Raw genomic sequence first — 21,804 nt, 5'->3', positions numbered from 1 at the left:
TGAAGCACGTATTGGTCATGCTCGTCACCGGCGCAGTGCTGTGCGGGGCCGCCGCCTATGCCGCCGGTGTCGCCTCGCACCCCGCCGTCGCCGAACAGCCGCCGCAGCGCGCGGGCTGATCCCGCAGGGTCAACAGAATACAGGGATGATGGAATGAATCCGGTCACCACCGTTTCCGGCACCGCCTATCCATGGGGCGCCAAGAATATCGACACGGATGTCATCATCCCGGCCCATTGGCTGAAGACGATCACCCGCGCCGGGCTGGGGCGTGGCGCGTTCGAGACAGTGCGGGCGCAGCCGGGCAACATCTTCGACGATCCGCGCTATGCGGGCGCGCCGATCCTGATCGCGGGCGACAATTTCGGGTGCGGCTCCAGCCGTGAGCATGCGGCCTGGGCGCTGGCGGACATGGGCATCCAGGCGGTGATCGCACCGAGCTTCTCCGACATCTTCTCCGGCAATGCCTTCAAGAACGGCATCGTGCCGGTCGTCCTGCCGCAGGAGGCGGTGGATCGTCTGCTGGAGGTGGCGAAGGACCAGCCTGTCACCGTCGACCTGGAAAGCATGACGGTGACGACGCCGTATCAGGATCGCTTCACGTTCGAGCTTGATCCGTTCCGTCGCGAGTGCCTGATGAACGGATTGGACGAGGTCGGCCTCACGCTGGCGCGATCCGAGGCTATTGGCCGGTTCGAGGGCGAAATGGCGCAGGGGCGTCCATGGATCGAGGGGCGTACCCGGCTGGCGACCGCGTCGGCCTGAACCGCTCGATCGCCGTTGGCGGCGGATAGTCGGTCAGGAAGCGACGACGACGACCCCTGCGATCAGGGCCCAGATCGCCAGTGATCCCAGCATACCGTTGACGATGCCCAACATCGGGCCGCGGTCGCCATGATGCGTGTCGCGGGCCGGATCGCGGGTATGCAGGAACTGTTCGTGGCGCATCACACTCTCCTGCGCTTGTCGGCACCGGCTCTTGGATGCGGCCGATCATCCGATCACTGCGTCGGTTACACTACGTCCGAAGGGCCCCTTCTGTTCCCCTTTCGCCGGGGTGGCACATGGAAATCCGGTGCCGATCCTCATGCCGAATTCCGCGCAATCGAAGGGCGCGCGAACGGCGTCGCGGCACATTGGTTGCACCCGCCCGGCGCTATGCCTATTTCGGGGCTTCGATAGAGACACATGACGAGGCCCTGCGGGGCTGGGGGATGGCGGACCGATGACGAGTTTCGACGATCGCAGAAAGGGCTTCGAGGCCAAATTTGTGGCCGATCAGGATATGGTGTTCCGCATCACGGCGCGCCGTAACCGGCTGGTCGCGCAATGGGCGGCCGAGCGGATGAAGCTGACCCCCGCCGAGACCGATGCCTATGCCAAGGCGGTCGTCCAGGCCGATTTCGAGGAAGCGGGCGACGAGGATGTGATCCGCAAGCTGCTGGGCGACCTGACCGCCGCGGGAATCGACGTCGGCGAGGCCGAGGTCCGCCGTGCGCTCGACGAACAGATGGTCGAGGCGCGCCGCCAGCTGATGGAGAGCCGCTGACCATGCCGATGGCCGCCGATGACATCGCCGCGATGATCCGTACCGCCATTCCCGATGCCGAGGTCCAGATCACCGACCTTGCCGGAGACGGCGACCATTATGCCGCGCATGTCGTGGCCGCGAGCTTTGCGGGCATGAGCCGCGTCGCACGTACCCGCGCCGTCTATGCCGCGCTTGGCGGGCGCATGGGGGGTGAACTCCATGCTCTGCAACTGACCACCGCGGTTCCGGCCGCCTGACCCGTTTCCTGAAGGACGAATGATATGACCGACGATACGAATGCGCGGATCGACGCGCTGGTGAAGGACAATGCGGTCCTGCTGTTCATGAAGGGCACGCCGCTCTTTCCGCAGTGCGGCTTTTCCAGCCGTGCGGTCGCGATCCTGAACCATCTGGACGTGCCGTTCGAGAGCGTCGACGTGCTCCAGGACCAGGGCATTCGCCAGGGTATCAAGGCCTATTCCGACTGGCCGACCATCCCGCAGCTCTACGTGAAGGGCGATTTCGTCGGGGGATCGGACATCATGATGGAGATGTACGAAAGCGGCGAACTGGCCGAACTGGTCCAGGATGTGAAGACCGCGTGACCGGTCCGCGATCGTAGGAATGTAAGGGGGGGGCCGGGTTTCGATCCGGCCCCCTTTTTTTGTGCCTCCCCTTGCGGGGGAGGAATGGTTCGGCCCTATTGACTACGCCTGTAATCACAATAGGATTACACATGTAGTCAATGAGAGGGCGAGTCGATGGCCGAGCGTATCAGCGATGCCGAACATGCGGTGATGGAGGTCCTGTGGGACGAAGCGCCGTTGACGGCGCAGGACGTCTCCGAACGGGTCGACCCGGAACGCGGCTGGAGCACCAACACCGTCAAGACGCTGCTTGGTCGGTTGCTGGCCAAGGAAGCCATTGCGCATGAAGAGCAGGGGCGGCGATATCTGTATCGCCCGCTGGTCGCGCGCGACGATTATGTCGTCGGCGAATCGCGCCGTCTGATCGACCGGCTGTTCGGTGGTCGCCTGACCCCGCTGGTCGCGCACCTTGCCGAACGCGACGAACTGACCGCGCAGGACATTTCCGAGATCGAGGCGCTGCTCAAGGAGCTGAAGGCGTGAGCGGCGCGCAACTCGGCTGGGCGGTGGAGGCGATGATTGCGTCCACCCTCCTGATGGTGCTGGTCCTGCTGGCCCGCCGCCATGTCCGCCAGGCCTTCGGGCCGCAGGTCGCCTATGCGCTCTGGGCATTGCCGCTGCTGCGCCTGATCCTGCCGCGCCTGCCGCAGGGGGTATCCGAACAGGCGACGCCGCCGCTGTCGGCCGCCAGCGAGAGTTTCTCGACCTATGTCATGGCGCCGGTCGCCCAGCAGTTGCCGGCCGCGCTTGCCGAGCCGAGCCTGTGGCCGATGATCGCACAGGGCGTCGCCTTGTTCTGGATCGTCGGGGCGGCGGGCTTCCTGGGATTTCAATTCTATCGCCACTGGCGGTTCCGCACCCGCCTGCTCGCCACCGCCGAGACGCTGGACGCGATCCAGGGGGTGCGGGTGGTCGCCAGTGACGGCGCGCCGGGGCCGCTCGCCTTTGGCATATGGCGGCGCTACGTCGCCTTTCCGCGCGATTTCGCCGAGCGCTACGATGCCGATGAGCGTGACCTGGCGCTGGCGCACGAGCTGGGCCATCACGCACGCGGCGACCTGATCGCCAACTGGATCGCGCTGGCCGTGCTGGCGCTCCACTGGTTCAATCCCGTCGCCTGGCGCGCTTTCCATGCTTTTCGCGCCGATCAGGAATTGGCGAATGACGCCCGCGTTCTGAAGGGGCGCAGCCGGGCCGACCGGCATGTCTATGCCTGCGCCATCGTCAAGGCCGCGCATGGCCGCGCGCTGTCGGGCGCCTGTCACCTGCATACCATCGATGATCTGAAAGGGAGGCTGAAGATGTTGACGACTTCTCCGAAATCGCGTCGCCAGTTGACGATCGGCGGCGCCACCGTATCCCTGCTGGTGATGGGCGGCCTGGTCGCGACCGCATCGGGCACCCCGGCGGCGGCGGCGCTGACCAGCAAGGTCGAGGATACGCTGGGCGTGGACCTGTCGAGTGAGGTCGTCACCGATCCGATCGCGGTTCCCGCCGCCCCCGAAACGCCCCAGACGCCCGAGGCGCCGGCCGCCATCGATGCGCCCGCTGCTCCGATGGCTCCGGTCGTAGCCTCGTCGCCGCAAATACCGGCTACGCCTGCTACGCCTGCTACGCCTGCCACGCCCTCCACCCCGGCGACCCCACGAACCGAGATCGTCACCATGCGCGATGGCCAGCGGGTGCGGATCGTGACCGCGAACGGCGCGTACAGCACGCCCGTTGCCGGGATCGCGCGCGTCGAATCGCGCAACTGCGGCACCGGCGGCAGTGATACGCGCACCAGCTTCACCACGGTGGACGGCCGGACGCAGCAGAATGTTACCGTGATCTGCACCGATCGCATCCGCGCCGACGCCGCCCGCTCCGCCGATCTCGTCAAACGGATGCAGCTATTGCCTCTCGTCCAGTCGCGTACCTGCGGCATTGACGGCGTCGACGGGCGGACCAGCTTTACGACGAAGGACAGCAAGACTGGCCAGTCGATTACGGTCATCTGCACCGATCGTATCCGCCGCGATGCCGAGGAAGCCGCCGCCGTATCGCGTGGTTCGGCGCGGCGGAGCATGGCGATCGCCTTGGCCGGTGTCGCCTCGGCCCGCGCCTCGCTCGCCAATGATCGCAACCTGTCGGGCCAGGCTCGTGACGAGGCACTGGCGGGCATGGACAAGGCGATGGCCCAGATGAAGGCCAATATCGCCAATGCCGATCGCAACTGATGCGCTGTCCCCGCCCTGCCATGTTCGGGCGGGGGCTTGCCTCGGGCGGTGCTTGAGGCCACATCATCGCCAATGGCTGAGCACCCGACCGGCATCCCGATCCTGCTCGAGCCGCTGGTCACCCGCGTGCTCGCTCCCAATCCGTCACCCTTCACCTATACGGGGACGCAGACGCATATCGTCGGCGACCGCGACGTGGCGGTCATCGATCCGGGCCCCGACGACCCCGCGCATCTGGACGCGCTGATCCGCACGATCGCCGGGCGGCCCGTGGTTGCGATTGTCATCACCCATCACCACCGCGACCACAGCCCGGCCAGCCGCCCCTTGGCGCAAGCGACTGGCGCGCCGATCGTCGGTGCGGCCCCCTTCGCGGCGGATTATGCGGGCGGACGCGCCGATGCGGCATTCGACCGCGACTATGCCCCCGACCGGGTGCTGGCCGAGGGAGAGGGCGTCCGTGGCGACGGCTGGACGCTGACTTCGGTCGCCACGCCCGGCCATACCTCGAACCATCTGGCCTTCGCGCTGCCCGAAACGAGGGCGCTGTTCTCCGGCGATCATGTCATGGGCTGGTCGACTAGCATCGTGTCGCCCCCGGACGGCGACATGGCGGCCTATATGGCGAGCCTGGACAAGCTGATGACACGCGACGACCGCGTCTATTATCCGGGTCACGGCGACGCGGTCGACAATCCGCAGCGGCTGGTGCGCGGGATGCTCGGTCACCGCAAGCAGCGCGAGGGGCAGATCGTGCGGCTGCTGGCCAAGGGCGCACCGCTGACGCTTTCGGCCATGACCGCGCAGATGTATGTCGGGCTGAACCCCCGGCTGATTCCGGCGGCGGAACGATCGGTGCTGGCGCATCTTTATGACCTGCAGACGCGCGGACTGGTCCGCGAGGAAGGAGCATCATGGACGAGCGCGGCGTGAACCCACCCCAAATTCAACCACGCTCGCGCGGCGGCGTCGGCCTGTTCCTGACCAAGGTCGCGGGCGTCATCGTCCTGCTGGTGCTGGCGGGATTGATCGTGGTGTGGGGCGTGCAGCGTTACGTCGCCGACCGGCTCACCCCGGATCCGACGACGATCGCCCGCGCCAGCCTGGACGGGCTTCGCGAGCAGAACCGGCTCTCCGCCTTTGCCGCGCGCTATGTCGCGGTCGTCACCTCACGCCAGTCGCAGCTGGGCTTTTCGACCGAGCGGACGCTGATCATGCCGGGCATGGTCCGTTACGAAGTCGATCTGGGCAAGCTGCGCCAGCAGGATGTCCGCTGGGACGCAGGCAGCCGGACCCTGTCGGTCACGCTGCCCTCGGTCGAGATCGATGGGCCGCAGGTCGATCTGGCGGCGATCCGAGAATATGGGTCGGGCGGGGTGCTGACGACCTTTACCGATGCCGAACAGCGGCTGGACGCGGCCAATCGCACCGCCGGGCAGGCCGAGCTGTTGCGACAGGCGCGCGCGCCGGCCCCGATGAAGCTGGCCCGCGATGCGACCCGGCGGGCGGTGGAGAGCAGCTTCGCCATGCCGCTCCGCGCGGCGGGGGTCGAGGCGAGCGTCAAGGTCCGCTTTGCCGACGAAGCGTCCAACAACGAACGCTGGGACACGACACGCACCGTCCAAGAGGTTCTGGGCAACGCGGGCTGATGTCCATGATTGTCGGCGCCACACCTAGCGCCTAGGGGAATGCCATGACCATCCAGACGAATCTGACGGGCCTCGACCTGCGCGCCGAGATCGACCGCCTCCGCAAGGAGCGCAATGCCGTCATCCTCGCCCATTACTATCAGAAGCCGGAGATTCAGGACCTGGCCGATTTCGTCGGTGACAGCCTGGACCTCAGCCGCAAGGCGCAGGCGACCGATGCGGACGTCATCGCGTTCTGCGGGGTGCGCTTCATGGCGGAGACGGCCAAGATCCTGTCTCCCGAAAAGATCGTCGTGCTGCCTGACATGGCGGCCGGGTGCAGCCTGGAGGACAGCTGTCCGCCCGACCAGTTCGCCGAGTTCCGCGCGCAGCATCCCGATCACATCGCGCTGACGTACATCAACTGCTCCACCGAGGTGAAGGCGCTGTCCGACATCATCGTGACGTCGTCGTCGGCCGAGCAGATCCTGACGCAGATCGACCCCGCGCAGAAGATCATCTTCGGCCCCGACCGCAATCTGGGCGGCTATCTGGCGCGCAAGACCGGGCGCGACATGCTGCTGTGGCCGGGCGTCTGCATCGTGCACGAAGCGTTCAGCGAGACCGAACTGCTGAAGCTGCGCGCCGAGCATCCGGACGCGCCGATCGCCGCGCATCCCGAATGCCCCGCCGTCATCCTGGACCATGCCGACTATGTCGGTTCGACCCGCGGCATCCTGGAGTTCGCGCAAACGGTCACCAGCGACACGCTGATCGTCGCGACCGAGCCGCACATCATCCACCAGATGCAAAAGGCGATGCCGGGCAAGACCTTCATCGGTGCACCCGGCGCGGACGGCAACTGCAACTGCAATATCTGCCCGTACATGGCGCTGAACACGATGGAGAAGCTGTACCTGGCGCTCCGCGACCTGACGCCGCGCGTTGAGATCGAGGAGGGCCTGCGGCTCCAGGCGAAGAAGAGCCTCGATGCGATGCTGACGCTGGCCAGCGGCACGGTCGGCAAGGGCGATCTGGGGCCGCGTTCGTGATTAAAGGCTTCGACCTCGACGCCTTCGTCTCCGCGACGCTGGCGGAGGATCTGGGGCCGGGCGGCGACATCACGTCGGCCGCCGTGATCCCGGCCGAGGCGCGTTTCGTCGGCACCATGGCCAGCCGCGACGCGATCACCGTCGCGGGCCTGCCCATTGCCGAGGCGTTCTTCCGTCGCCTCGACGCCGATGTCCAGATCGAACGCCTGGTCGAGGATGGCGCCAGCGTTCCGGCGGGCACCGCGCTGTTGCGGCTGTCGGGCAAGGCGCGCGCGATGCTGACCGCCGAACGCTCGGCGCTCAATACCGTCCAGCATCTGTCGGGCATCGCGACGATGACGGCGGGCTATGTCGCGGCCATTGTGGGCACCGGCACGACCCTGCTCGACACGCGCAAGACGATCCCCGGCCTTCGCCTGATCGAGAAATACGCCACCCGCATGGGCGGCGCGCAGAACCACCGCATGGGCTTGTGGGATGCGGCGATGATCAAGGACAATCATGTCGCGGTCGCCGGCGGCATCGGTCCGGCGGTCGCGGCGGCCAGGGCGGCGGGCATCGCGCGGATCATCGTGGAAGTCGACGAACTCGACCAGATCGAACCGGCGCTGGCGGCGGGCGCGACGCATCTGCTGCTCGACAATATGGGGCAGCCCAAGCTGGCGCAGGGTGTCGCGCTGGTCGCGGGTCGCGTGCCGACCGAGGCGTCGGGCGGGGTGCGGCTCGACACCATCCGGGCGCTGGCCGAAACCGGCGTCACCTATGTCAGTGTCGGGCGCTTGACCCAGTCGGCCCCGGCGGCCGATATCGGACTGGATTTCGCCGCGGCCTGAGCCCGGCTTGGAAGGGGAAATGGTCGTGCGACCGAAGTCGGTAGTCCTAGGCGAGCGCCTGTCGTTCCTCGCCATCATCCTGCTGGTGGTGCTGGCCGCACTGGGCTGGGGTGAGGCGGTGGCGCAATATGGCGCGGTCATCACCATCGTCGCCAATGTGATCCCGATCGCGCTGTTCCTGGCGGCGACGCTGATCACGACGCGCGGGGCGAGTTTCGGGGGGCTGATCTTCCTGATCGTCCTGACCGTCTTCAACCTGCTGGGGTTCCTCTATCAGGTATCGGTCGGTGCACTGGCGGAGGGCGTGTTCGGCGTCTTGACGGCGGTCCAGGCGGCGGCGTCGCTGGTGGCGGTCGTCATGCTCTCGCGGCCCAATGCCCGGGCCTGGTATCGCACCATGTCGGAGGTAAGCGACGCATGAAGACCATCCTGATCGGCCTTGCCCTGCTGGCCGTGCCGCAACTGGCGTCGGCGCAGACGTTGCAATGCTCCGCGCCTTCCAGCGTGCCACGCATCCGCCCCGACCTGCCCAGCGCCAGCCAGCCGACCCGTGTGCTGCCGATCGGCGGCTATACGCTGGCGATCACCTGGAGCCCGCAATATTGCCGCGACCCGAAGGGCGACAGCCGCTTTCAGTGTGGCTCGGCCAATCGCTTCGGCTTCACCCTGCACGGCCTATGGCCCGATGGCGTGGACAAAGACTGGCCGCAATATTGCCGCCCCACCGCGATCCTTCCCCAGGCGGTGGTCCGCCGCCATATCTGCGCCACACCCTCGGCGCAGCTGATGCAGCATGAATGGGCCAAGCACGGCACCTGCATGGCGGGCTATAGCCCCGCGCGCTATTTCCAGCAGTCCAACGCGCTTTACTACCGCCTGCGCTATCCCGACATGGCGGCGCTGTCGCGGCAGGGTGACCTGACCGCAGGCGATCTGGCGAAGGCGTTCGCCGCGGCCAACCGCGGCATGAGCGCCGACATGATGCGCGTCACCGCCACGCGCGAAGGCTGGCTGGACGAAATCTGGATCTGTCTGAACAAGGCATTCCGCCCCGCACGCTGTCCGGCGCATCAGGGCGGCTTGTCGCCGAACGCGCCACTGAAAATCTGGCGTGGCGGCCGCTGACCGGGCCTACCCCTCCAGCACCACGCTGGAGGGGTGATGCTTGTCGAGATGCTTGCGGATGATCCGCAGGTTGCGCGTGTTCGACCGGAACAGCACATCGGCGGCGTCGCCGATCAACGGCACGAAGCCCAGCAGCGCGTCGAATCCGACATTGCCCATCATGCGCGCCATCTGGAACTTGGACAGGCCCAGATTGCGCGCCTCCCAGATGATATAGCTGCCCAGCGCGGCAGCGGCGATGTCTCCGATGACGGGCACCAGCCCCAGCACGACGTCGAGCCCGATGGGTCGGTTGAGACCGGGCAGCACCACGACCCGTTCCAGCAGGCGCTCCATCGCCTCGATCCGCTGGCGGCTGGCCGCGATGCTCTTGTCGAGCGGAAGCGCGTCGAAGCTGGTCGGGTCGATACGGGATGCGTTGGCCATAACGATCAATTGGTGTCGGCACGCAACCGGTTCAATGGATGCCAGGCGCGAACATTCGGTTGATACTGGCGAAGCCGCCGCGTCACGAGCGACCAGCGTAGCGGCCGGGCCAGCGGGATGAACGACGTGTCCTGGTTTATCGCGGCATCGGCGGCCGCGATCGCTGCGCTGCGCGTCGCGAGGGTCGGGGCCAGCCGGGCTTGCTCGATCGCGGCCTGTGCCTCCGGGCCGCAGGGCGCACAGGCGGTCGCCAGATACCAGCGCGCGCTGTCGAACGGAGCGACGGCGTCGATCAGCCGCAGGTCGGCGGGGGCGTCGTTGTCGACCCGCTCGGGCGTGATGCTGATCGCCAGCAGGGTCGCGCCGATCTGTCCGTAGAGCAGGTTGGCACCCGGCCCGCGCGGCAGGGCGATCCGCAGCCGCACCGGCTGTCCCCAGGCGGCAACCCGTGCCCGTGCGCCCGCGCGCCGCTCGTCCAGGGTCAGGAGGGCCCAGCCGGGAATCTGCGGCGGGGCATCCGAATCGAGCGCGTCGGGCAACAGCCGGTCGGCGGCCTCCCAGTTGGGCGCAATGCTGCTCAGCATCGCCGTCCGGTCGAACGCTGCCGACAGGGCCTGGCGGTTGCCGGCATCGGCCAGGAAGCCATCGCGATTGGCGATGGCAAGTCCGAACAGCCCCGCGGCGGGGTCGACCCGGACCGCGGTCGAGGCGACCCCGCCTGCGTCGATCAGCGGCCAGGTTTCGAACCGCCCGCCCAGCATCAGGTCCGACTTGCCGCGCGCAAAGCGCAGGACGGCGCGGGCCGGGCTCTCGGTAACGAGCAGCACGTCGTCCTCGGGCGCAGGTGTCTCGGTATCGTCGGGCTCGGCGCGGCGGGGGTCGGGGATGGGGCGGAGCAGGGGCGGGGGACCCGATCGAATGATCCGGAACGGTCCGGTGCCGTGACGAGCACGGTCGATGATCGCCATCTCTGGCTGTGCAAACAGCTTCAGCAGGTCGGGCCGGGGGCGTGACAACCGCACTTCGATCACCTGCGGCGTCATCACGACGATCTCGTCGATCGCGGTCAGGAAGGGGGCCAGCGGGTTGCCCGACTGCGGCGAGGTGAGACGGCGCAGGATTGGCACGACCTGGTCGGCGGTGACGGGCATACCGTCGTTCCACTTCGCCTCGCGCAGCCGGAAGATATAGCTGCCGCCGTCATCGATCACGATCCAGCGCTCGGCCAGCCCCGGCTCGATCTGTCCATTGGCGTCGAAGCGCACCAGCCCCTGGGCGAGCGCATTGCGCAAGACCCGGTGCGGCATATCGCCTTCGCCGGAACGATCTCGGGACGCCGTGGGGGCGGTATCGGCGGAGGACACCGCGCTGACGACCACGGAGCCGGTATCGGCGTGGCGGTCACATCCCGATGCGGTCAGCAGGACGGCGCCCAGCGCCATGGTGCGGACGGCGGGACTCGAACCCGCACTCCATAGGAAGCCGATTTTAAGTCGGCAGCGTCTACCGGTTTCGCCACGTCCGCGCACGGCACAGGAAAAGACGAGGTTGTCGCCGAGGTCAAGGGACCAGCCGTGATAAAGCGGGCAGCGTGACGTTCGTCGTCAGCCGGGGCCCGGAGACGAGGGAGGGGTAATCAGCCCTCTTCGACGTTCAGGCGCGCGCGCATTTCCTTGCCGGGCTTGAAATAGGGGACACGCTTTGCGCTGACATCGACGGTTTCGCCGGTGCGTGGATTGCGTCCAGTGCGGGCACCACGGGCGCGGGTGGAAAAGGCGCCGAAGCCACGCAGTTCGACACGGCCATCTCCGGCCAAGCGCGTGGTGATTTCATCGAAGAAAATCGTGACGATCAGTTCGACTTCGCGGGGGTTCAGACCCGGATTATGCTGAGCGATCTTTTGCACCAATTCCGAACGGATCATCGTCTAGTCCCAACCTTCAGACGTGCCGTTCTTAACCTGTGTTTCTCGCTGCTGAAAGTATTTTTATTATACGATTAAGAGACTGACCAGGGCAATTTGGCCGAAACCGGGACATGTTTCGTCGAAAAACATGCCCCGGTCCAGTGACTTACTTCTGGGTGCGCGCCTTCAGCGCTTCGCCCAGAATGTCGCCCAGCGACGCGCCCGAATCGGACGAACCGTACTGAGCCACCGCCTGCTTCTCTTCGGCGATCTGCATCGCCTTGACCGAGAAGGTCGGCTTCTTCGAACGATCGAAGCCGGTGACCATCGCGTCGAACTTCTGGCCGACCTGGAAGCGCTCGGGGCGCTGCTCGTCACGGTCGCGACCCAGATCGGTACGCTTGATGAAGCCGGTCGCACCATCGTCGCCCGCCTGGACTTCGAGGCCCGCATCGCGGACTTCGAGGACGGTCACGGTGACGACCTGGTTCTTGTTCAGGCGATCGCCAGCCGCAGCCACACCGCCGGCGACGGGGCCGCCGCGCTCGAGCTGCTTCATGCCGAGCGAGATGCGCTCCTTCTCGGGGTCGATGTCCAGAACCACGGCCTGAACGACTTCGCCCTTGCGGTGCAGGTTGAGGGCATCCTCACCCGACACGCCCCAGGCGATGTCCGACATGTGGACCATGCCGTCGACGTCGTTGTCCAGGCCGATGAACAGGCCGAACTCGGTCGCGTTCTTGACTTCGCCCTCGACGGTCGAACCGATCGGATGGGCAGCGGCGAACGCTTCCCACGGATTGGCCTGGGCCTGCTTGAGGCCGAGGCTGATGCGGCGCTTTTCCTGATCGACTTCGAGAACGACCACATCGACTTCCTGCGAGGTCGACACGATCTTGCCCGGATGGACGTTCTTCTTGGTCCAGGACATTTCCGACACGTGGACCAGGCCTTCGATGCCCGGCTCCAGTTCGACGAACGCACCATATTCGGTGATGTTCGTGACGCGGCCCGACAGCTTGGCTCCGACCGGGTACTTGGCGCCGGCGCCATCCCACGGATCGCTCTCGAGCTGCTTCATGCCGAGCGAGATGCGCTGCGTGTCCTTGTTGATGCGGATGATCTGCACCTTCACGGTGTCGCCGATCGCGATCATCTCCGACGGATGATTGACGCGCTTGTACGACAGGTCGGTGACGTGCAGCAGGCCGTCGATGCCGCCCAAGTCAACGAACGCACCATAGTCGGTGATGTTCTTGACGACGCCGTCGATGATCTGACCTTCGGCCAGGCTCTGGATCAGGCCCGAACGCTGCTCGGCGCGGGTCTCTTCCAGCACCGCGCGACGCGACACGACGATGTTGCCGCGCTTGCGGTCCATCTTCAGGATCTGGAACGGCTGCGGGATGTCCATCAGCGGGGTGACGTCGCGGACGGGGCGGATATCGACCTGCGAGCCGGGCAGGAACGCCACGGCGCCGTTCAGGTCGACGGTGAAGCCACCCTTCACGCGGCCGAAGATCACGCCTTCGACGCGGGCCGACTTCGAGAATTCCAGCTCCAGCTTGTCCCAGGCGGCCTCGCGGCGCGCGCGGTCGCGGCTGAGCATCGCTTCGCCGTGCATGTTCTCGACGCGGTCGACATAGACCTCGACTTCGTCACCGACCTTCAGGTCGGCCTTCTGGCCGGGGGCAGCGAATTCGCGGAGGGGCACACGGCCTTCCGACTTCAGACCGACGTCGATGACGGCCATGTCGTTTTCGATCGCGGTAACGGTGCCATGCACGACGCGACCCTCGAAGCTGTCGGCACCGCCGAACATGTCATCGAGCATCGCCGCGAAATCGTCGCGCGTGGGCTGGGGGTTGGTTGCCATAAAAGGGTTAAGTTCCTGAGAGTTTTTCGCCTCCGGCCGGGCATTTGCGCCTGACCTTCGCCGATGGCCGCGCCGACCCCATGCCGACGCCACCAGGCCCGAAGATGTGACCGAAACACGGAAAAGCGGCGGTCCGCGACAAATGCGGAAAGGACGCTGAGGAAAGGGCCCCGCGTCAGCCTCTCCGCGGAACAGGGTCCGCGAGCGCGAGTGCCTTAGCCGAAAACGGGGTTTTGCGCAAGGCGAGGGGGACCGCTCTTCCTCCCCTGCAAGGGGAGGGGGACCAGCGAAGCTGGTGGAGGGGTGTCGCCCTCTCGATGGCGAGATACCCCTCCGTCAGGCCTGCGGCCTGCCACCTCCCCTGCAAGGGGAGGAAGTTCAGGCTTTTGTCTTCGCCGCCACCTGGGCGTCGACGAACTGGATCGCGCGGGCGACCGCCGCCTCGATGGTCAGGCTGGACGTATCCAGCGCCGCCGCGTCGGCGGCCTGGGTAAGCGGGGCGGTCGCCCGGCCGCTGTCGCGTTCGTCACGGGCGCGGATGTCGGCCAGCACCTGCTCGAAGCTGGCGGTCGAGCCGTTGGCGGCCAGTTCGTTATGTCGCCGCCGGGCGCGAACCTGCGGGCTGGCCTTCACGAACAGCTTGGCGTCGGCGTCGGGCGCGATGACCGTGCCGATATCGCGCCCGTCGAGGATCGCGCCGCCCGGCTGCTGCGCGAAACGCTTCTGCCGCTGCAGCAGAGCGGCGCGAACCAGCGGATGGACCGAGACGACCGAGGCGAGCTTGCCCGTCTCGTCATCGCGCAGGGCCGGATCGGCGAGCAGGCTGTCGTCGAAGCTGCACGCCGCGACCGCATCGGCTTCGCGTGTCGGATCGAGATGCATGTGCCGCACCGTGGCGGCGACGGCACGATACAGAAGCCCGGTATCGAGATGCGGCAGGCCATAATGCCGGGCGAGCGCACGGGCGATGGTGCCCTTGCCGCTGGCGGCGGGGCCGTCGACGGCGATGATCATGCCATGGCCCCCAGCTTTTCCAGCGTGTCGAAGAAGACGGGATAGCTGGTCGCGACCGGCGCGGCATCGTCCAGCGTGATGGGATCGCGGGCATTGAGCGCGGCGATGGTCATGCTCATCGCGATGCGGTGGTCGAGCAGCGTGGCGATCGTCGCGCCACCGGGGATCGGATCGCCGCCGGTGCCGGTGACGGCCATGCCGTCCTCAAACTCCTCGCACACGACGCCGCAGGCCCCGAGCGCATTGGCCATGGCCGAAATACGATCCGATTCCTTGACGCGCAGCTCTTCCGCGCCGCGTGCGATGGTCGTACCGGTCGCGAAGGCGGCGGCGACGAACAGCACCGGATATTCGTCGATCATGCTGGGCGTCAGCTCGGGCGGCACCTCGATCGCCGACAGCGCTGCATGGCGGACGCGCAGGTCGGCGACCGGCTCGCCGCCGACGATACGGGCGTCCAGCTCGGTGATGTCGGCACCCATCATCTTGAGCGCTTCGATGATGCCGGTGCGGGTCGGGTTCATGCCGACATTGGTGATCGTCACGTCCGCGCCCGGCACGATCGAGCCCGCGACCAGCCAGAAGGCCGCCGACGATGGATCGCCCGGCACGACGATATTCTGCGGCTTGAGTTCGGCCTGGCCGCGAATCGTGATGATCCGGCCCTCGGGGGAGGGGGTGACGGTCAGCTCGGCGCCGAAGCCCGCCAGCATCCGCTCGCTATGGTCGCGGGTGGCGATCGGCTCGATCACCGTGGTTTCGCCGGGCGTGTTGAGGCCCGCCAGCAGAATCGCCGACTTCACCTGCGCCGAGGCGACGGGCAGGGTGTAGCGGATCGGCACCGCCGGGCTGATACCCTGGACCATCAGCGGCAGGCGACCGCCGGGCGTGTCCTGGAACTGCGCGCCCATCTGCGATAGCGGCTCGATGACGCGGCCCATCGGGCGCTTGGACAGAGAAGCGTCGCCGATGAACGTCGCGGTGATCGGATGGCTGGCGACCAGACCCATCAACAGCCGCGTCGAGGTGCCCGAATTGCCCATGTCGAGCGCGGCTTCGGGCTGGAGCAGCCCGCCGACGCCGACGCCGTGTATCACCCACACCCCGTCATCCTGCCGGACGATGTCGGCGCCCATCGCCCGCATCGCGGCGGCGGTGGCGAGCACGTCCTCGCCCTCCAGCAGCCCCTCGACCCGGCTTTCACCGACCGCAAGCGCGGAGAGCATCAGCGAGCGATGGCTGATGGATTTGTCGCCCGGAACGGCGATGGTACCGCGAAGGGCGGCGGCGGCTCGCACGGTGCGAGGCTGGGGGATGGTATGCGCCATGATGGCGCGGGCTTTTGACAGGGGCCTTGCGCTGTGGCAAGGCGCGCCCACTTTTCGCTCCGGCGGAAAACCCAATCCGAAAGGTATGAACGGCATGATCAAGCCGGAATGGGGCACGAAGCGTACGTGCCCGAAATGCGCGACGCGTTTCTACGACCTCGAAAAGGACGACCCCGTGACCTGCATCAATTGCGGGACGCAGTGGGAACCCGAGCCCATCCTGAAGTCCAAGCAGCCCCTGCCGTTCGAGCAGGCGAAGCCGGAAAGCAAGGAAGCCGACAGCGATCTGGCGGGCGGCGACGACGAGGATCTGGACATCACCGGTGAGGACGAAGAGCCCTCGCCCGACGATGAAGTCGATCTGGGCGGCGACGACGATCTGGGCGTGGAAACGTCCAGCGAGGACGACGAACACTAAGTCGTGCCACGGGCTCGGCGGGTGCTTGAAAAAAGTGCTTGCCGAGCCACGGCGGCCCCGCTAGTGGGCTGCCTCCACAGCGGAATGGGGCCGTAGCTCAGCTGGGAGAGCGCTGCAATGGCATTGCAGAGGTCAGGGGTTCGATCCCCCTCGGCTCCACCATTCCGCCGGAACAGTCGCATTTCATGATGCGCTGACAGGCCAACCCGCATCCCGCCGGGTTCGTGCCGAAATCGTTGGGGCCGTAGCTCAGCTGGGAGAGCGCTGCAATGGCATTGCAGAGGTCAGGGGTTCGATCCCCCTCGGCTCCACCATTTCCCCATATATTGCTGAAACGCTCCGCCATCCCGGTTTTGCCGTGGGTGGGTTTTTTTCGTGCTTCTCCGGATCGACGGCTATGGTTCCTAATCCGCCCGACCTTTTGCGATCGTGAGGCGGCAGTATAAATGGAAACAGCGGGCGGGACCGCCAGACGGCCCCGCCCAGTCATGGCGTTAAGCCGCCAGCCCGTGATGGCGCAGCAGCGCGTCGGGCTCGGGGGCGCGGCCGCGGAAGGCGCGGAAATTGTCGGCGGCCGGACGGCTCGCCCCGCGTGCCAGCACCTCGCGGCGGAAACGGTCGCCCGCTACCTGGCCTTCCTCGGCAAAGGCGGCGAAGGCGTCCGCCGACAGCAGTTCGGCCCACAGATAGCTGTAATAGCCCGCCGCATAGCCGCCCGCGAAGATGTGGGAGAAGCTGTGCGGGAAGCGATTCCATTCGGGCGGGCGGATCACCGCTACCTCGTCGCGTACCATGTTCAGCACGTCCATCACCCGGCCGCCCTGCGTCGGATCGAAGTCCCGGTGCAGGCGCAGGTCGAAGGTCGCGAACTCGATCTGGCGAAGCAGGAACAGCCCCGCCTGGAAACGCCGCGCCGCCAGCATCTTGGCGAACAGGTCGTCGGGCAGCGGCAGACCGGTCTCAACATGCGCGGACAGCGCCTGGAGCGTATCGCGATCCCACGCGAAATTCTCCATGAACTGGCTGGGCAGCTCGACCGCATCCCACTCGACGCCCGAAATGCCGCCGATCGAGGGCAGGTCGACCTCGGTCAGCAAATGGTGCAGCACATGGCCGAACTCGTGCAACAACGTGACGACATCGCCATGCGCCAGCAGGGCAGGGGTATCGCCGGTCGCGGGCGGGAAGTTGCAGGTCAGATAGGCGATCGGCCGGTGGAACCGGTCAGCATCGCGGAAGCGCGGACGGCAGACATCCATCCAGGCGCCGCCACGCTTGCCCGCACGCGCATGGAAGTCGCAATAGACGCCTGCGACGATCTCGCCGCTCTGGTCCTGGACATCATAATAGCGGACATCGTCGTTCCACACGGACACGCCCTGCCGCTCGACCAGACGGATGCCGTAGAGCCGCTCGATCAACGCGGTCGTGCCCTCCATCACGCGGGGCAGCGGGAAATAGGCGCGGATCGCCTCGCGATCGACGCCGAAACGTTCGCGGCGGATATGCTCGGCAACATAGCCCGTATCCCACGGCTCCAGCTTGGCGATACCGAATTTCTCGGCGGCATAGGCGCTGGCCTCGGCCAGTTCACGCTCCGCCAGCGGACGCGCGCGCCCGGCGAGATCGGATAGAAAGGCCAGTGCCTCGTCCGCCGATTGCGCCATCTTGGTTTCGACCGAGCGGGCGGCGGCATTGTCGAAGCCGAGCAGGCGCGCGGCTTCGTGGCGCAGTTCCAGGATGCGGTCGATCCGCGTGCTGTTGTCATGGGCGGGATCGGCGGCCTGATCGGACGCGCGGGTGGCATAGGCCCTGGCGACGCGGGCGCGCAGATCGCGATCGTCCGCCTGGGTCAGGATCGCCTGGACGCTGGGTTCACGCAGCGTGACGAGCCATCCGTCCAGTTCCTTTTCGGCGGCATAGGATGCCAGGATCGCCTTGGCATTGTCGGTCAGGCCGGACAGCAGCGCCTCGTCGGTGACATGCTCGCTCCACGCCTCGCTCGAATCGAGCACGGCATTGCCGAATTCGGTGGTCAGGCGGTTGAGTTCGACCCCGATCTCACGGAAGCGCGCCTTCGCGGCGTCGTCCAGGCCGACGCCGGACAGGGAGAAGTCACGGCGGGCCAGCACGACGGCGCGCGCCTCGGCTTCGTTCAGCGGGCTCAGGCCGACCCGGTTGAACGCGGCGAACAGGCGCGGGTCCTGCCCCGCCTCCATGCCATATTCGGCCAGCTTGGCCTGGGCCTCGGCAAAGGCGGCGCGCAATTCGGGCGTGTCGGCGACCGAGTGCAGGTGCCCGGCGGGCGACCAGCCGCGCGCGATCGCAAAGCCGGCCCGCTCGCTGGCCAGCACGACATCGGCAAAGTCGCTGGCGTTCGAACCACCGATCCGGTCGGCGGCGGCGCGTGCGTCCGCGATCATCTGATCGACGGCGGGCACCAGATGCTCGGGGCGGATCGCGGCGAAATCGGGAAGGTCGGTATCGGCGAGAAGGGGGTTGGTGGTCATTCGGCTTCCTTGAGCAACATCGTGCGCAGCGTCATCTCGGCAGCGTTGACGCTTTCGGCAAGGCCTTGATGCGCCAACCAGTGCGGATCATGGTGACAATCGGCATAACGCGCGCCGTGGTCGCAGATCAGCGTCGCAATCGAACCGGCCCGCCCCGCCGCGGCCATATCCATGGCGAGAAGTGCGGCGGCGACGAAATTGGTGCCGGTCGACGGCCCCACCGGGCGGCCCAGATAGTCGCCCGCGATCCGCATGCCCGCGATCGACACGGCGTCGGGCAGCTTCATCATCCGGTCCACCGCGCCCGGCAGGAAGGACGGCTCGACCCGCGGGCGGCCGACACCCTCGATCCGCGAAGGGCGGGGGCAGCGCGCGGCCGGGTCCCGGTCACGATACCCGGCATAGAAGGCGCTATGCTCGACATCGGCGACGCACAACCGGGTGGGCAGCCCGCGATACCGGCAGTGGCGCCCGATGGTCGACGCGGTCCCGCCGGTCCCTGCACCGACGACGATCCAGTCGGGCACGGCATGCGGCTCCCCCGCCATCTGGGTTAGGATCGCCGAGGCGATATTGTCGCAGCGCCAGTCGGTCGCGGGGGCAGCGTTGGTAAACTGGTCGAGATAGACGCCGCCCATCGCATCGGCCAGATCGCGCGCTTCGTCATACAGCCGCTCGGGGCTGACCAGATGGCACTGCCCGCCCTGCGCCTGGATCGCACGGATCTTCGCAGGAGCGGTGGTCAACGGCATGACCGCGTGAAAGGGAAGGTCGAGCAGCCGCGCGAAATACGCCTCCGACACCGCGGTCGAACCCGACGATGCCTCGACCAGCGGACGCCCCGCCCGGATCACGCCCGCCACAATACCACTGGTGAAGAGCGAACGCGCCAGGCGATGCTTCAGGCTACCGGTCGGATGCGCGGCCTCGTCCTTGAGATAGAGGTCGACACCCGGCGCGGCGGGCAGGGTGACGGCAAGCAACGGCGTCTCCGGGGCCCGACGCCGATCGCGATCGAGCACGGCAAGCGCGTTCGCAATAAAATCCTGGTCGACCGGCCGCTCGGCCATGACGATGCCCAGCATATCGGCAGGGCGCTTTGCGGTGCGGGCGGCGGGGGCGGTCAACAACATGGGCATATCCTTTGCTGACGCTGAGAATATGCCGGATGCCTTGCGAAATCTCACCAAAGACGTCAGTTCTGGCGCGATATTGGTCAAGGATTTCCCAATGATCGGCCCCGCTATCGATAAAATTGACACCGCCATCCTGGCGGAACTGCAGATCGACGCCAGCCTGCCGGTCGCCGAGATCGCCCAGCGCGTGAACCTGTCGCAGAATGCATGCTGGCGGCGGATCCGTCGCCTGGAGGAGGAAGGCGTCATCCTGCGCCGCGTCGCGCTGCTTGATCCCGAAAAGCTGGATGCGGCGATGACCGTCTTCGTCAGCGTGCGGACGGCCGAGCATTCCGCCGACTGGCTGGACGAATTTGCCCGCGCGGTCAGCGACCTGCCCGAGGTGGTCGAGTTTTACCGCATGGCAGGCGAGATCGATTATCTGCTAAAGATCCGCGTCGCCGACATCAAGGCCTATGACCGGGTCTACAAGCGCCTGATCGAGCGGGTTCGGCTGGTCGATGTCAGCGCCGCCTTCGCGATGGAGGAGATCAAGAACAGCACCGCGATCCCGCTTCCGCCCCCATCCCGTTAGCGGTAACGATTGCGTTTGCTGCAACTGTATTTGCCAACGTTGCAATTGCCCAAAGCGCTGCTGCGGTGCACAAGGATCGGGCCTTTCAGGCATCCTCTCCTAAAAACTTTTCGGCCGGTCATTTGACCGGCCTTTTTTTTGGCCGGGATCCGGCTCGGGGCGGCTGGACGCTGTCCGTCCTCAATCCAGTGGGTCGGCGCTACGCCCCATGTTCGCGCCGCCACAATATCCCCATTGCCGATCACCGGGCCGACCGCGAAATTGGCATTCATAGGCGACGGGGCCTATCTGGCCGAACTTGCGGCGTTTCGGTGCGAGGCCCCCGGCCTTGCATAGCGGCGCGGCCTAACCAGGGAGCGTCCGATGATCCAGCGCATCTTCTCCGTCTTCGAACCCTTCGTGCTCAGCCTGTTGGGCACTGTCCTGCTGGCCACGCTGCTGCCCGCGCGTGGCGGATTTGCCGTGTTCGCGGGGTATCTCGCGGATGCGGGCATCGTGCTGCTCTTCTTCCTGCATGGTGCAAAGCTGTCGCGCGATGCGATCTGGCAGGGGCTGCGCAACTGGCCGTTGCACCTGGCGGTCCTTGCCTCGACCTTCCTGTTGTTTCCGGCTTTGGGTCTGGGGATGACGCATCTGCCCGGCCTCGACCCGGCCTGGGCAAATGGTATCCTGTTCCTCACTTTGCTGCCTTCGACGGTCCAGTCGTCGATCGCCTTCACGGCGATCGCACGGGGGAATGTCGCGGCCGCGATCTGCAGCGCATCCTTTTCCAACCTGCTCGGCATCGTGTTGACCCCGGCGCTGGTCGCGCTTCTCATGCATGTGAAGGGCGGGGCAGGGGTGTCGCTCGGCTCTATAGACGGCATCCTCTTGCAATTGCTGGCGCCATTCGTGGCGGGGCATCTGCTGCGTCCGTGGATCGGGGCGTTCGTCGAGCGCCGCAAAAGCCTGTTGACGCTCGTCGATCGCGGCTCGATCCTGCTGGTCGTCTACACGGCCTTCGGGGCGGCAGTGGTCGAGGGGCTGTGGACGCGCGTCTCGCCAGGCGATCTCGGCCAGCTCATGCTGCTCTGCCTGTTGCTGCTGGCGATCGTCCTCGTGGCGACCTTTCTGATCGCCAAGGCGATGCGCCTGTCGCCGCAGGATGCGATCGTCCTTCAGTTCTGCGGCTCGAAGAAGAGCCTCGCATCGGGGGTGCCCATGGCGGGCGTGCTGTTTCCGGCAGCGCAGGTCGGGGTGATCCTGCTCCCGATCATGATCTTCCACCAGGTCCAGCTGATCGCCTGCGCCATGCTCGCACGCCATTATGGCGAGCAGCGGCCGAAAGAGTGAGCTGGGGAAGTTAGGGTGAGTGTGTGACGATGTTTTGGAAGAAAAGTGTCATTGGTGTGAAAAATGTAGTTGACCGTTTTGCGGTGTCGGCCTAGAGGGGTTTCACCGCAGCGGTGGTCGCAACGACTGACCGGTGCAGCTACGACAGACTGGCGCGCTGGAAGCCCTGGGAACGGGGTGGTAAGGTGTTGCCGGTGATTTGTTGTCGGCTCTTTGACATTGTGATTTAGATGAAGGGACATGCGGGCG

General features: G+C 66.5%; 24 protein-coding genes and 3 tRNA genes. 17 read left to right on the top strand and 10 right to left on the bottom strand.

The genetic code is table 11. The features are described from left to right. The first annotated feature begins 153 nt into the window (after positions 1–153). Positions 154–765, top strand: a complete 612-nt coding sequence (leuD, locus tag SOM26_RS17130; RefSeq protein WP_320453921.1) for a 3-isopropylmalate dehydratase small subunit — start codon at positions 154–156, stop codon at positions 763–765. Positions 766–798: 33 nt separating this feature from the next. Here leuD and SOM26_RS17125 read toward each other — a convergent pair whose 3' ends face one another. Beyond that, positions 799–948, bottom strand: coding sequence for a hypothetical protein (locus SOM26_RS17125; RefSeq protein ID WP_320453920.1), 150 nt, complete (start codon positions 946–948; stop codon positions 799–801). A gap of 277 nt (positions 949–1,225) precedes the next feature. Between SOM26_RS17125 and SOM26_RS17120 the strand changes: the two genes are divergently transcribed. From SOM26_RS17120 to SOM26_RS17070, 11 genes are all read left to right on the top strand, one after another. Next, complete coding sequence (locus SOM26_RS17120) at positions 1,226–1,549, top strand: DUF1476 domain-containing protein (protein ID WP_320453919.1); 324 nt, start codon at positions 1,226–1,228, stop codon at positions 1,547–1,549. 2 nt (positions 1,550–1,551) lie between these two features. After that, positions 1,552–1,788, top strand: a complete 237-nt coding sequence (locus tag SOM26_RS17115; RefSeq protein ID WP_058717554.1) for a BolA/IbaG family iron-sulfur metabolism protein — start codon at positions 1,552–1,554, stop codon at positions 1,786–1,788. A gap of 24 nt (positions 1,789–1,812) precedes the next feature. Then, positions 1,813–2,136, top strand: coding sequence for a Grx4 family monothiol glutaredoxin (grxD, locus tag SOM26_RS17110; RefSeq protein ID WP_320453918.1), 324 nt, complete (start codon positions 1,813–1,815; stop codon positions 2,134–2,136). A 156-nt stretch (positions 2,137–2,292) separates the two neighbouring features. After that, entirely contained in the window at positions 2,293–2,661 is a 369-nt protein-coding gene (locus SOM26_RS17105; RefSeq protein ID WP_320453917.1) for a BlaI/MecI/CopY family transcriptional regulator, read from the top strand. After that, positions 2,658–4,397: a M56 family metallopeptidase gene (locus tag SOM26_RS17100; RefSeq protein WP_320453916.1), complete on the top strand. Its 1,740-nt coding sequence runs from the start codon at positions 2,658–2,660 to the stop codon at positions 4,395–4,397. Before SOM26_RS17105 ends, SOM26_RS17100 begins: the two co-directional genes overlap by 4 nt. 72 nt (positions 4,398–4,469) lie before the next feature. After that, entirely contained in the window at positions 4,470–5,330 is an 861-nt protein-coding gene (locus SOM26_RS17095; RefSeq protein ID WP_320453915.1) for an MBL fold metallo-hydrolase, read from the top strand. Beyond that, positions 5,312–6,046 (top strand): DUF4230 domain-containing protein, encoded by a 735-nt coding sequence (locus tag SOM26_RS17090; RefSeq protein WP_320453914.1) that lies wholly within the window; start codon positions 5,312–5,314, stop codon positions 6,044–6,046. The genes SOM26_RS17095 and SOM26_RS17090 overlap by 19 nt, the downstream gene beginning before the upstream one ends. 44 nt (positions 6,047–6,090) lie before the next feature. Then, positions 6,091–7,077 carry a quinolinate synthase NadA gene (gene nadA / locus SOM26_RS17085; protein WP_320453913.1) on the top strand — a complete coding sequence of 329 codons (987 nt, stop codon included), beginning with the start codon at positions 6,091–6,093 and terminating at the stop codon, positions 7,075–7,077. Then, positions 7,074–7,910, top strand: coding sequence for a carboxylating nicotinate-nucleotide diphosphorylase (gene nadC / locus SOM26_RS17080; protein ID WP_320453912.1), 837 nt, complete (start codon positions 7,074–7,076; stop codon positions 7,908–7,910). The genes nadA and nadC overlap by 4 nt, the downstream gene beginning before the upstream one ends. Positions 7,911–7,935: 25 nt before the next feature. After that, positions 7,936–8,331, top strand: coding sequence for a hypothetical protein (locus tag SOM26_RS17075; protein ID WP_320453911.1), 396 nt, complete (start codon positions 7,936–7,938; stop codon positions 8,329–8,331). After that, entirely contained in the window at positions 8,328–9,035 is a 708-nt protein-coding gene (locus SOM26_RS17070; protein WP_320453910.1) for a ribonuclease T2 family protein, read from the top strand. Before SOM26_RS17075 ends, SOM26_RS17070 begins: the two co-directional genes overlap by 4 nt. Positions 9,036–9,041: 6 nt before the next feature. On the opposite strand, the gene SOM26_RS17065 is transcribed toward SOM26_RS17070, so the two are convergent. From SOM26_RS17065 to aroA, 7 genes are all read right to left on the bottom strand, one after another. Continuing rightward, on the bottom strand, positions 9,042–9,461 hold the full coding sequence (locus SOM26_RS17065) for a DUF4112 domain-containing protein (protein ID WP_320453909.1): 420 nt from the start codon (positions 9,459–9,461) through the stop codon (positions 9,042–9,044). A gap of 5 nt (positions 9,462–9,466) precedes the next feature. Beyond that, positions 9,467–10,903, bottom strand: a complete 1,437-nt coding sequence (locus SOM26_RS17060) for an ABC transporter substrate-binding protein (RefSeq protein ID WP_320453908.1) — start codon at positions 10,901–10,903, stop codon at positions 9,467–9,469. After that, a tRNA-Leu gene (locus SOM26_RS17055) sits at positions 10,903–10,986 on the bottom strand. The genes SOM26_RS17060 and SOM26_RS17055 overlap by 1 nt, the downstream gene beginning before the upstream one ends. A 111-nt stretch (positions 10,987–11,097) precedes the next feature. Then, positions 11,098–11,385 carry an integration host factor subunit beta gene (locus SOM26_RS17050; protein WP_320453907.1) on the bottom strand — a complete coding sequence of 96 codons (288 nt, stop codon included), beginning with the start codon at positions 11,383–11,385 and terminating at the stop codon, positions 11,098–11,100. 148 nt (positions 11,386–11,533) lie between these two features. After that, a complete protein-coding gene (rpsA, locus tag SOM26_RS17045) occupies positions 11,534–13,243 on the bottom strand; it encodes a 30S ribosomal protein S1 (RefSeq protein WP_056439406.1) in 1,710 nt (569 codons plus the stop codon). A gap of 378 nt (positions 13,244–13,621) precedes the next feature. Next, entirely contained in the window at positions 13,622–14,257 is a 636-nt protein-coding gene (gene cmk / locus SOM26_RS17040) for a (d)CMP kinase (protein WP_320453906.1), read from the bottom strand. Next, a complete protein-coding gene (gene aroA / locus SOM26_RS17035) occupies positions 14,254–15,585 on the bottom strand; it encodes a 3-phosphoshikimate 1-carboxyvinyltransferase (RefSeq protein WP_320453905.1) in 1,332 nt (443 codons plus the stop codon). The genes cmk and aroA overlap by 4 nt, the downstream gene beginning before the upstream one ends. A gap of 94 nt (positions 15,586–15,679) precedes the next feature. Between aroA and SOM26_RS17030 the strand changes: the two genes are divergently transcribed. The 3 genes from SOM26_RS17030 (at position 15,680) to SOM26_RS17020 (ending at position 16,317) form a co-directional block, all read left to right on the top strand. Next, on the top strand, positions 15,680–16,003 hold the full coding sequence (locus SOM26_RS17030; protein ID WP_042490188.1) for a TIGR02300 family protein: 324 nt from the start codon (positions 15,680–15,682) through the stop codon (positions 16,001–16,003). A gap of 86 nt (positions 16,004–16,089) precedes the next feature. Further along, positions 16,090–16,165 (top strand) — tRNA-Ala (locus SOM26_RS17025). Positions 16,166–16,241: 76 nt separating this feature from the next. Then, positions 16,242–16,317 (top strand) — tRNA-Ala (locus SOM26_RS17020). A 180-nt stretch (positions 16,318–16,497) separates the two neighbouring features. Here SOM26_RS17020 and SOM26_RS17015 read toward each other — a convergent pair. Both SOM26_RS17015 and SOM26_RS17010 read right to left on the bottom strand, forming a co-directional pair. Next, positions 16,498–18,513: a M3 family metallopeptidase gene (locus SOM26_RS17015; protein WP_320453904.1), complete on the bottom strand. Its 2,016-nt coding sequence runs from the start codon at positions 18,511–18,513 to the stop codon at positions 16,498–16,500. Then, a complete protein-coding gene (locus SOM26_RS17010; protein ID WP_320453903.1) occupies positions 18,510–19,646 on the bottom strand; it encodes a PLP-dependent cysteine synthase family protein in 1,137 nt (378 codons plus the stop codon). Before SOM26_RS17010 ends, SOM26_RS17015 begins: the two co-directional genes overlap by 4 nt. Before the next feature lie 97 nt (positions 19,647–19,743). Here SOM26_RS17010 and SOM26_RS17005 point away from each other — a divergent pair, with 97 nt between their 5' ends. After that, the gene (locus tag SOM26_RS17005; protein WP_320453902.1) at positions 19,744–20,223 is read left to right on the top strand and encodes an Lrp/AsnC family transcriptional regulator; all 480 of its coding nucleotides are present in this window, start codon (positions 19,744–19,746) and stop codon (positions 20,221–20,223) included. A gap of 363 nt (positions 20,224–20,586) precedes the next feature. After that, positions 20,587–21,555: a bile acid:sodium symporter family protein gene (locus tag SOM26_RS17000; RefSeq protein WP_320453901.1), complete on the top strand. Its 969-nt coding sequence runs from the start codon at positions 20,587–20,589 to the stop codon at positions 21,553–21,555. The last annotated feature ends 249 nt before the right edge of the window (positions 21,556–21,804 follow it).

Source organism: Sphingomonas sp. CFBP8993 (genome assembly GCF_034044895.1).
Classification (GTDB): Bacteria; Pseudomonadota; Alphaproteobacteria; order Sphingomonadales; family Sphingomonadaceae; genus Sphingomonas.
Note: the sequence above shows the minus strand (reverse complement) of the source record. Positions and strands in the feature narration are given on the sequence as shown.